An 11,021-nucleotide genomic window follows, 5' to 3' on the forward strand; every position below is an offset into this window, starting at 1 on the left:
ACACCTCCGACATTATTGGTCTGTATGAACCAATCTGCGAGTTCACATGCACATTTCCTAGATAACAAAATCTTAACTGTGAATGTTTTAGGCGCACACCACGAACATATTTCAAAAGCATTTTCATCTAAGCTCACGCCAGAAGAACGCTTTAAACATGGCGAATGGATTGAGTTAGAAACAGGTTCACCTGTGTTGGATGATGCTTTGGTCAGTTTCGATTGTGAGATTGAGCAAATTCAACAAGTAGGCACACACACTATTCTTATTTGTCCGATTGTTGCGATTAAACAAAGCCAGCATGACCAAAGCTTAGTTTATTTTAATCGTGCTTATCACCAAGTGGGGCAGACTGAGATTGTCTAATCCGACTTTCCGCTGTGCACTCGCACATTAAAAAGTTAAAAGATAGAAATGAATAAGCATGGATTGCTTCACTTAATTTAAAAATATAATTAAATATAATATCTAAAATAATAATTAAGTTAATCTAATGAAAAATAATAATAAATTTAAATACTTGTCATAAAAGCTACATTGACACCTATTAACTCTCGAATTATGCTTTGCGTGCTGGCCTACATTGCCAGCTGGCTTTGACAGGCCAGAACCTAAGTACATTGAAAAAACTTGTTTTTTTAATGTAGACTCGTTCGTCCCCCTTTTTTTGTTGCGGTAGGACGGAAGGGGGACACCCTCGGGTGTGCTGATTCTTAGGTTCAGTCTGTCAACCCTCTTTCGTTCTACCACCATTATTTGACAGTAATGCGGTAGGACTTCTTTTACCTAAGGAGTCGCTCATGCGCAACATTTCTATTTTATTGGCAACCATTGCCAAGCCTTTTATTCCGATATCCTTTAGCTCATCTTTAAAACTGTTTAATTGAAAATACGTTTTAAAGCTTTAGCTCGTCACGACTAAAAACTTATATCAACAATAAAACTTGAGATGTGCCAAGCACCGTCTTACGGCTTTGCTGTGCCTTTTTTTCTCCCAAAAAGGCACAGGCTTTTTATCTCAGCCAGACATAACAACTTATTTTTATAATGGTAAAACTATGCCAACTTTAGAAACGGCTTCAAAAAAATTAAAAGTTATTCATAGTGCAATAGACCTATTTAATCTCTATGGCTTTCACAACACGGGCGTAGACCTGATTGCTAAAGAAACTAAAATTCCAAAAGCCACGCTTTATAATTACTTCCACTCAAAAGAAAAGCTGGTTGAAACCTGCATAAGCTTTCAAAAAAGCCGACTGAAAGAAGAAGTGCTGGCAATTGTCTACTCACACCGCTACTCAACCGCAGTCGATAAACTCAAAGAAATTGTGCGTTTACATGTTGATGTGAATAGCCTTTACCACCTTTTGTTTAAAGCCATTTTTGAAATAAAACAGCTTTATCCAACGGCTTACCGCATGGCCGTTGAATATCGAAAATGGCTACTTCGAGAGCTTTTTGATTTGGTCTTTAGTCTGGAAACCAATGCATTTAATCCCGATGCCAACATGGTTTTAAACCTAATTGATGGCTTGATGCTACAGGTTTTGAGTTCTAACAGTTTGGATGAACGGGATGTGGTCTTGGAGTGGTTTTGGGGGAGGGGGAGTACATAAGAGATAGATTGTACTTGTAAATATGAAGTTATGAGAATTTTATTGCCTTATATATTTTACAATTTAAAGTTTATTATTAATGATTGAGTAATTTAGATCTAAAGACAGTTCCTGAAATTAAGAAATTATCTAAAATTTTTGAAAGGGTAAAAGAATAAGGTATTAAACTTTAGATTAATAATTAACTTGAGATCGTTATTGTCATATTGAATAATAATAAAAATATAATTTGTGGGGAAAGACATGACATATAAAGCAAATTTTACAGGGTGGGAAAATCTTAAAATTGAAGATTTATTGGTGGCTTATAGAAAGGCCAAAGCTGATTGTTTTTTTGAGAATACTTTCCCCACAGCAGTAAAATTTGCCGAATATGAGCAAAATTTATTGACTAATCTTAAAAGTTTTTTAAAAAAATTACGGAATGAAAATGGGTTTATTGAGAATAGTAAGTTATTAGGAAATTATCGAGTAGTTCCTAAAAAGTTATTGATAGATAGAAAAAATATAGAAGGCTATGCAGGACATATACATTTTTCTGATCACAAAAAAAATTTAAATAAACTTTTTAGTGAAAATGTAGTAGAACCTTCATTTCGCCTTATTGGAGACTTCCCAGTAGAGACTCATCTTATATCTGCCTTATGGATAAATATGATTGGAGAGCAATTTGATGAAAGACTAGGTGAATCTTGTTACGCGGCAAGACTAAAACGTATTAAAAATAATGAAGATTTTACTTTAGATACTAGAAAGCCTTTTCATCTTAGCGCAATAGGGTCTTTTTCACCATATTTTCAACCATATCAAAAGTGGCGAAATGATGGGTTAAACGCAATTCGTGATGAGTTGGAAAAAGATAGAAGTGTTATAGCTGTCTCTTTAGATTTAAAGAGTTATTATCACTATATTGATCCTAAAATTATTGTTTCAAATAAATTACATGAATCTTTTAATCTTATACTTAATCATCATGAACTTTTATTTACTAAGCAATTAGCTATTTTTTTAGAAAAATGGGGGAATGGTGCAGTTGAATACTCTAAAAATATTTCATTTGAATGTGAAATACCGGGTGGTTTGGCGATAGGATTAACTGCCAGTAGAATTATTTCTAATATGATTTTACACCGTTGGGATAAATTAATTAAAGAAAAAGTTACTCCTATTCATTATGGTCGTTATGTGGATGATATGTTTTTAGTATTAAAAGATACTGGAAATATAGAAAATAGTGATCAATTAATGGAGTTTTTACGAGAGAGAATTGGTGGTGATGTTCTGACCCAAGATAATAATGATTCTAAAAAATGGTATATTAATTTACCTAATTCCTTAGAAGATAAAACTTCAATTCAATTACAAGCTGACAAACAGAAGCTATTTCTTTTAGATGGTCAATTAGGGCTAGATTTATTAGATAGTATTGAAAAAGATATTTATGAGCTTTCAAGCGAACATCGTTTAATGCCATCTCCTGATCAGTTAGATCAGTCTACAGCTGCTAAAGTGCTTTCTGCTGCTGGAAGTGTGGGCGAAAATGCAGATACATTACGCCGTGCTGATGGATTAACTATAAGAAGATTAAGTTGGGCTTTACAATTAAGACATGTTGAGACACTTGCAAGAGATTTACCTCCCAAAGTGTGGCAAAAACAAAGAAATGAGTTTTATCAATTTGCTCATAATCATATTCTAAGGCCGGATAGTATTTTTGAGCATTTTACTTATTTACCGCGATTACTTGGTTTTGCTATCAGTTTAAATGAATGGCATCAAGCAGAATTAATTGTATTAAGATCTTATAACTCATTAGATATTCTTAAAGCTGAAATTTTCAATCAAGATAGATCAGGTCCGTATGGCGAAATTAATGGAGCTAAATGTATTCTTCATGAAGAAATTTGGCAAGAAATCAAATATTCACTGACAGTCCTTTTTATAGATGCTGCCACTAAATATTACGATCCAAATGCTCTTTTTGGAGAGGAAGTACCAAAGCAAAAAAGTTTGGAAGAGATCTTCTTCCGTGGTTTATTTGGTAGTATCGATTCAATTAGTGACTTTTTAAATACTGATTTAAGTATTACTAATTTTAAAGAAAAAGCTTTATTAGTGGTAAAATCTGACTTAGGTAAAAATCCTTATAAGCAAATTTTAAAATTAGATATATGTGATAAGTTAATTGATATAAATCATAGAGTGGCAAATGAAGAACTTTTTGACGAATTTCAAAAATCTGATTTAGTTTTTTCTCAGTTTTTAAGAGATTTTCTGAAATCATCATTTAAGGAAAGGTTTAAGAAAATAAAGGATGAGGATAAATATAATTTTGAGCTTTTTTTACCATATTTATTTCCTACTAGACCTTATTCACCTGCAGAGATTTCTGAACTGGCACCAGAATGCGTGGGCCTGCCCAAAAATAATAAAAAATTTTGTAAAATAAAACCAACTAAGATATGGGCAAGATATTGCCAAGCAGTGCGTGGAATATGGATAAAACCCACATTATTGGCAACTGAAAATGATAATAGTGATAAAGTAAATTGTTCTAGATCTTTGCGGATAGGTACTGATAGTAAAAATCAAGTAATAGTTGCGTTAACCAATTTAAAAACATCTGAGCAAGATTGGGCTTATTCAGCGGTTAATAAACCTAACTTAAGTTTAGAGCGATATCAAAGAATTGCTGATTTAGTAAATGATATTTTACGATTAAAACCTAGACCAGATTATGTATTTTTCCCCGAGTTATCTATTCCTTTAGAGTGGGTTGATAGTATTGCATCTAGGCTTTGTAATGCTGGAATAAGTATTATTGCTGGAACAGAATATAGACATACTGCAAATGATAAGCTAATTAGCGAAGCTTTATTAATATTATCTGATAACCGGTTAGGGTATTATACATTTTCTAAAATTTGGCAACCTAAACTTGAACCTGCAGTGGGCGAAGATAAAGAGTTGATAAGTATATATGGCAAATCTTGGGATTTTACTAGAACAAAATATAAGAATAAAAAAGGTCAATTAAAAGTTTTAAAAAAACCAATATATATACATAATAATTTTCATTTTGGAATTATGGTTTGTTCTGAATTGCAAAATAGCAAATCAAGAATAAGTTTCCAAGGAAAAGTTGATGCTCTTTCAGTACTTAGTTGGAACCAAGATTTAGAAACATTCTCTACATTAATAGAATCTGCAGCTCTTGATGTTCATGCTTACACAATTCTTGTTAACAATAGAAAATATGGAGATAGTCGAATTCGAGTACCTGCTAAACAATCTTTCAATCGTGATTTAGCACGAGTCAGAGGTGGAGAAAATGATTTTGTTGTAGCAGCTATTCTTGATATTAATGAATTAAGAGCTTTTCAGAGTCGAGCAAAAAGATGGACTCAAGATGGTGATAAATTTAAGCCTCTACCAGAAGGTTTTGTGATATCCAAAACTCGTAAATTATCACCACCAAAAAAGTAGAGCTTAATGGTTCATTTTGATTAATCTTATTTAATGTTTTTGATATTTCAAATTTAATTTTATTGGGCGACATGTTTTGTCGTCCAGTGTTATTTGGTTGTTGAGTTTGATAGTAACTTTTTTTAATAATATCTACATTACATCCATAAGTTAGAAATTATATGAATACTGATAATTTAGATTTTAAAAAAGAGTTTTTAAAACTTTTTTTAGATGCGGTTCTTGCGAATTTTACATTAATTGTTGTCTTTGTATTAGTTGGTAAACATTTATTTAAATCCTACAGTAAACTTCCTGATTTTATACCATTGTTCATGAGTTATAGCTTCACTGTAGTTATTTCACTAATTGTACTTTTCTTTTTCTATTATATGATTTATGAGCTTTATTTGAAAAGAATGATGAGTATTCTAAGTATTGGAAAATTCTCTACTAAATTTTATATTTTTTCATCTCTAAGTTTTTCTGGTTTTATTATTTTTACTTTTATCACTATTTTAGTATCAGTTTAGTTTATCTTATACATTATTTATTTTGGTGGAAATAATATGGTAGAACCTATAACTTATGTAACAAGTTTTCTAGTAAAAATAATAACTTTCATATTAGGGCCTTTCTTTAGAAAACCTATTGATATAGTTAGTAAATTTTTGTATTTAAATGCATATGAAATTTCAACATTTTACAGTTTGTATTTTGATATGAAAAGAATGTTTCCTCATAGTTTAGGGGGAGTTATAGATTATAATATAAATTGGAGTGAAATATATCTTAAGAAAAAACAGGCTAATTGTACTCTTCGTGTAAGAGCAAAGGATAATCTATCTTATAGTAAAATAACTTTTTGTGTTACTGCTTCTTTAGAGAGTTTAAAATATCAGTCTGTTGTAGAGGTTTATGATGTATCTACTACACCTTGTATTATAGCTTTACCAAGTATTCCACTTAGAAGTATAGAAATTAAAGGTAATAGAATATATGAGCCTTATAGTAGTGTCTCGGTTGAAATAAAAGAAATATTTGATAGTAATAATAATATTGTAGATATTAGAGGGAGGTGGAAAGATATTCTACATCCAATAGATAATCTAGATAAGATTATTAAAGAAAAAGAAAGTGATGTATATAGATGGGGGCAATGGTGGAATTTAGATTTCTTAGAATCTGAAAAAGAAGAAATCTCAAGATTTTTCCAAGCTTATAGTGTGAGTGCAAAATTTTGGGGGTCAAAAACAAAGTATTTTTGGCAACCTGTCGCTTGGTTCATGAGTGTACCATTTATTCTAAATATTTATTTCTGGATTAGGAATATAATCTGGGCTAATCAATTAAATAAAGCTTTAGAGAAGCATTTAAATGATTATGATTGTGAGAATTGAAGGTGTAATATTAAAATTGTTTTCTTCATATATTATTATTTGGTTAACTAGTTATTTTCCAATTATAATTATTAAGGAATTAGATTAATGACTAGAGTATTTACTAGTCATTAATCTAATAGATTGGCCACAACTTCTATAAAGAACTCTCATACTCCACATACCCATCTTCAATTGCAGGAATAATCTCTACAAACTCAAAGTAGGGTACTGTACAAAATTCAGAGTCTCGAATTGCATCAATCACAAAATAATAATCTTGCAGAGATGTCGTCTCAAACACAGCAATATCACTCGCTTTAGTGCTAAATGCTTCAACGTCATACCAACGAACTTTTACAGTCGGGTACTTCTCAAAAATAGGTTCAAGCTTCTGTGCACTAAACTCAGCACGCTTTTCACGAGCTAAAGCCAGCCAAGCAGGCAAAGCTCTTAAGTGAATAAAAAAAGTATAGGTTCTAGACATAACCACTCCATGACTGAGCCGAGTTGTAGTTCAACTGAAAAGACAGCATTTGCTTGTCATATCAATATGACTCAGTCAGTATATGAGCGATTACTCACATTAAATACTCGCATTTCGGCCCATGTCAGAAACTCTTCCAGACCCACGCAAACGCCCGCGTCAAGCACGCTCAGCGGCCACATTTGAAACTATTTTAGAGGCCGCTGCTCGCATTTTGGAGTCTTTAGGCTTTGCTGGATTTAACACAAATGCCGTGGCTGAACTTGCTGGGGTAAGCATTGGTAGCCTATATCAGTACTTTCCATCTAAAGATGCCTTAATTGTCGAGTTAATTCGACGTGAGCGGACTGCGCTTTCAAATCATATTGTTGAAGTCATAGAGCAAAATGATGCCGCAGGTTTAAAAGAAAAGCTAAAACTCATCATACACGCTGCTGTGCAACATCAATTGAGCCGTCCGCAGTTAGCACGAACACTAGAGTTTGCTTCTGAAATTATTGGAAAAGACACTGAGGAAAATGAGCATCAATACGAAATTGAAACCATAATTTCTGATCTGTTTATACGCTCAGGTATTTCACATGCACAGACAGCCGCACAAGATGTAATTGCTTTAAGCAAAGGAATGATTAACGCGGCAGGCATAGCAGGGGAAAGTGATTTAAATCATTTACAACAGCGAGTTGAAAAGGCTGTATTTGGTTATTTGGATTTGACTTAAATATCAGAATAATGACCGAATATTCACCCCAGCAATTTTAATAATCAATGATATTATGATTAAGCACTCAACAACAATCTTGACTACCGTAGGGAATGAAGATGCTTAAGCATGAGGGTCAGAGTCCAATCGAGATATACAATTCCATGATTGATAATGGCGTTGTTCTTGCAGATCCATCTCAGCGACAAGCTATTGAAACATTGGATGTGATTTGGAATAAACTTGAAACCCAATCTAATCATTTCTTTAGTCCCCAGATTAAAGGCCTATATATGTGGGGGAGTGTAGGAACAGGTAAGACATGGATTATGGACTTATTCTATAACTCCCTTAATTTTAAAAAGAAAATGAGAGTGCATTTTCATCATTTCCTGAAAGATGTTCACAAACAACTTATTGGCTATCGGGGAAATAAAGATCCTTTAACGCTGATCGCTAATGACATCGCAAGCAACTATAAACTGATTTGCTTCGATGAGTTTTTTGTTTCAAATGTTGCCGACGCAATGATACTTTCAAATCTATTTAATCTGCTTTTTTCAAAGAAAGTGATATTGGTTGCTACCTCGAATATTGATCCGAAAGATCTTTATAAAGATGGCTTAAATCGCGATAGATTTTTAGAGACAATAGATCATATCAATAAGAATTGCACAGTTTTGAAGATCGGTAATCAACTAGATTATAGAACCATAAAAGAAAGCAACTCCAATGACGATTTCTATAGATTTCCATTAAATGAAGAGTCAGAACAATGGCTTCATTCAGTTTACCAGCAACTTACCAATAACCAGAAAGAACTCAAGACGAGCATCATAATCAATCATAGATCAATAGATGTTAAATCTTGTCATAAGAACGTGATTTGGTTCGACTTTGAAGCCATTTGTCGAGAAGCCAGAAGCCCAGCTGATTATATTGAGATCGCTACCCAATATGACTATGTTCTAATCAGTGGAATTGGTGATCTAACAGATAGAATTTACGATAGCGTGAGACGTTTTATTTATTTGATTGATGAGCTTTATGATCAAAAAATCAAACTATACTTTGTTGCCTCACAGCCATTAAATCAATTATATAAAGGTGAGAGACTTAAATTTGAATTTCAAAGAACTTATTCACGATTACAGGAAATGCAAAGCATAAGTTATAACAAGGAACTTCAGGAGCTTGCTTGAATTTCATTTTATAATGAAATTTATTTTACAGCGAAATTTTTATAACAAAGAAATAATAAAAACAAAGAGTATTAAATATTTTAATGTTTGATCAAATTGTCTAATATTCATGTGATAATTTATATTTTCGTGTAGTTTGACTTGGTTAAAAATCAAAATGGAATTTTAAATGTATCTTTTAGAATATTTTTCAGTGCTGCAACTTTCAATAATGTTAATAACAATAGTTTTTTCTTATATTATTTTTGGAATGGTGGGTTTTGGAACTGCGTTAATTGCGAGCCCTGTATTACTTAACTTTTTACCTCTCTCTCAAATTATTCCACTTTTAGCGTTACTAGATATGTTCGCTGCCATTTCAAATGTCATTAAAGATGGTAAGAAGGCAGACTTTTCTGAATTAAAATTTCTAATCCCACTTATGTTTGTCGGTAGTTTTCTTGGCTTTATAGTGCTGATGAGAGTTAATGCAAGTTACGCACTTCTAGCATTTGGCATATTTACGCTTTTATATGCGATTTACTCATTAAGCGGCTTTAAGCCACAGAAAAAACTAGAGAAAAAATTTGTTTTCCCTTTTGGGTTATCTGGTGGTTTCTTAGGAGCCATGTTTGGTAGCGGTGGGTTTTTATATGCGATTTATCTCAATGGAAGAATCGAAACCCCAGAAAAAATCCGTGTCACTCAAACTACATTAATTGGGTGCAGTACGGTTTTTCGAGTCATTTTATTTACTACAGCGGGTGTGTACTTTTCGGATAACTTATTTTCACTTGCGCTTCTGTTTATTCCATCAATGTTGATAGGTGCATTCATTGGCAAGCGAATTACACTCAAATTGTCTAAACAACAATTCTTGAAGATTATTAATGTCATTGTACTGTTATCTGGAGTCTCGATTATTGTTAAATATGCTTTAACAATATAGATTCATTATTAGTAGTGCTTAAAAAATTGATTTAGATATTAATAATTTTATTCTATTTTTTAATGCAGCATCGAGTTGAAAAGGCCGTATTTGGATATTTCTTTCTGACTTAAAGATCATCATTTTATGAATACATATATGAAAAAGGGCTGCTATTGACACCTTTTTTTGCAAGATAAGTATTCTTTTTATAAAAGAGATAGAGAAGATTTTTATTAATTCTATATGTTTTTAATCATATGTTTTAATTTTATTTAAATTAATCATTATTGATGATTTTAAATAAATAATATATCTTTAATAATATGATTTTTTAGAGTTTATAGCCTACCACTTCCCCAAGGGGTAGGTTTTTTTTATTTAAAAATTTTGTTCAGGTTGTTGAGTTTTATCGTTTTGGTAGGTTTTAAATTTATATGTTTTAAATCTATTTTAATAATTTAAATTATAATAAAATTAAGTGGTTAGTTGCTATTGTTGAAAAATAATCATTTTTCGCTTTATTTTTTTTCAAAGAAAATTATTCTAAAAATTATTTATTTAAGATATGGGATTTAATAATTTTAAATGAGTTTTTGATTGTTTTAAAATATTTCAAGAGATTAGATCTTCTAATGAGTAAATTGCCTCTTCCCCACAATGATTTACAACTTATAATCAAATCAGGTACGAAGTTTTTTTTATATTTTTGTATTGCTTCTAGTGTATCAATATCAATCACAAAGGCAGAGACCGCGCCTGTTAACTCGGGAAAAAGCTTAACAAAAAAAGTTTCTCAACTCTTTAAGCCCACGCCAGATGAAAGCTACCGATCTGTCGATTTCCAGAAATTAAGTAATTTAGGGTTCGATCAAAACCAATTTCAACGGCTAGGAAATGATGGGAACTATTTACCGACTTCCACTGCCATGTGGAACAATCAAGTCAGTTTAATTGATGCAATTCAATATGCAGTTCAACGAAACCCTAATATTTCTCAAGCTATTTCAACTTTAGCGAGCCAAAATGCTGGTATTGATTATGCCAAGGCTGGTTATTATCCACAGCTTTCTGGTGGTATCACTACAGGTGACTTGAGTAGTGGTGAACGGGGAAGACAATTACTCACGTTATCCGCGACTCAAATGCTTTTTGATTTTGGCAAAGTCAAATCAGGTGTGTCGGTTCAGCGTGCCAAAGTACAAGTCGAGCAGGCCAATGTTCTGGTCAGCATTGATGATATTGCACTTGATGTTGCGCAG

Annotated in this window: 10 protein-coding genes; 9 read left to right on the plus strand and 1 reads right to left on the minus strand. The window is 32.2% G+C overall.

Features of this window, described 5'->3' with window-relative positions:
* The 5 genes from UC75_RS17995 to UC75_RS18015 form a co-directional block, all read left to right on the plus strand.
* A partial coding sequence (locus UC75_RS17995; protein WP_228137490.1) for a flavin reductase family protein occupies positions 1-366 on the plus strand: 366 nt, incomplete at its 5' end.
* 692 nt (positions 367-1,058) lie between these two features.
* On the plus strand, positions 1,059-1,616 hold the full coding sequence (locus UC75_RS18000) for a TetR/AcrR family transcriptional regulator (protein WP_049838373.1): 558 nt from the start codon (positions 1,059-1,061) through the stop codon (positions 1,614-1,616).
* 243 nt (positions 1,617-1,859) lie between these two features.
* Complete coding sequence (locus UC75_RS18005; RefSeq protein ID WP_049838374.1) at positions 1,860-5,102, plus strand: RNA-directed DNA polymerase; 3,243 nt, start codon at positions 1,860-1,862, stop codon at positions 5,100-5,102.
* Positions 5,103-5,263: 161 nt separating this feature from the next.
* On the plus strand, positions 5,264-5,614 hold the full coding sequence (locus tag UC75_RS18010) for a hypothetical protein (protein ID WP_049838375.1): 351 nt from the start codon (positions 5,264-5,266) through the stop codon (positions 5,612-5,614).
* 36 nt (positions 5,615-5,650) lie between these two features.
* Positions 5,651-6,481, plus strand: a complete 831-nt coding sequence (locus UC75_RS18015) for a hypothetical protein (RefSeq protein WP_049838376.1) — start codon at positions 5,651-5,653, stop codon at positions 6,479-6,481.
* A gap of 136 nt (positions 6,482-6,617) precedes the next feature.
* On the opposite strand, the gene UC75_RS18020 is transcribed toward UC75_RS18015, so the two are convergent.
* On the minus strand, positions 6,618-6,947 hold the full coding sequence (locus UC75_RS18020) for a darcynin family protein (RefSeq protein ID WP_002050365.1): 330 nt from the start codon (positions 6,945-6,947) through the stop codon (positions 6,618-6,620).
* Positions 6,948-7,068: 121 nt separating this feature from the next.
* Here UC75_RS18020 and UC75_RS18025 point away from each other — a divergent pair, with 121 nt between their 5' ends.
* The 4 genes from UC75_RS18025 to UC75_RS18040 form a co-directional block, all read left to right on the plus strand.
* A complete protein-coding gene (locus UC75_RS18025; RefSeq protein ID WP_049838377.1) occupies positions 7,069-7,668 on the plus strand; it encodes a TetR/AcrR family transcriptional regulator in 600 nt (199 codons plus the stop codon).
* 101 nt (positions 7,669-7,769) lie between these two features.
* Positions 7,770-8,852, plus strand: a complete 1,083-nt coding sequence (gene zapE, locus UC75_RS18030; RefSeq protein ID WP_049838378.1) for a cell division protein ZapE — start codon at positions 7,770-7,772, stop codon at positions 8,850-8,852.
* A 169-nt stretch (positions 8,853-9,021) separates the two neighbouring features.
* Positions 9,022-9,780, plus strand: a complete 759-nt coding sequence (locus UC75_RS18035; protein WP_049838379.1) for a sulfite exporter TauE/SafE family protein — start codon at positions 9,022-9,024, stop codon at positions 9,778-9,780.
* Between the two features lie 614 nt (positions 9,781-10,394).
* Positions 10,395-11,021: TolC family protein (locus UC75_RS18040; protein WP_164837888.1), on the plus strand; the 627-nt coding region annotated here is incomplete at its 3' end.

The sequence above is a fragment of the Acinetobacter sp. V2 genome (assembly GCF_001188385.1).
GTDB classification, from domain to species: domain Bacteria; phylum Pseudomonadota; class Gammaproteobacteria; order Pseudomonadales; family Moraxellaceae; genus Acinetobacter; species Acinetobacter oleivorans.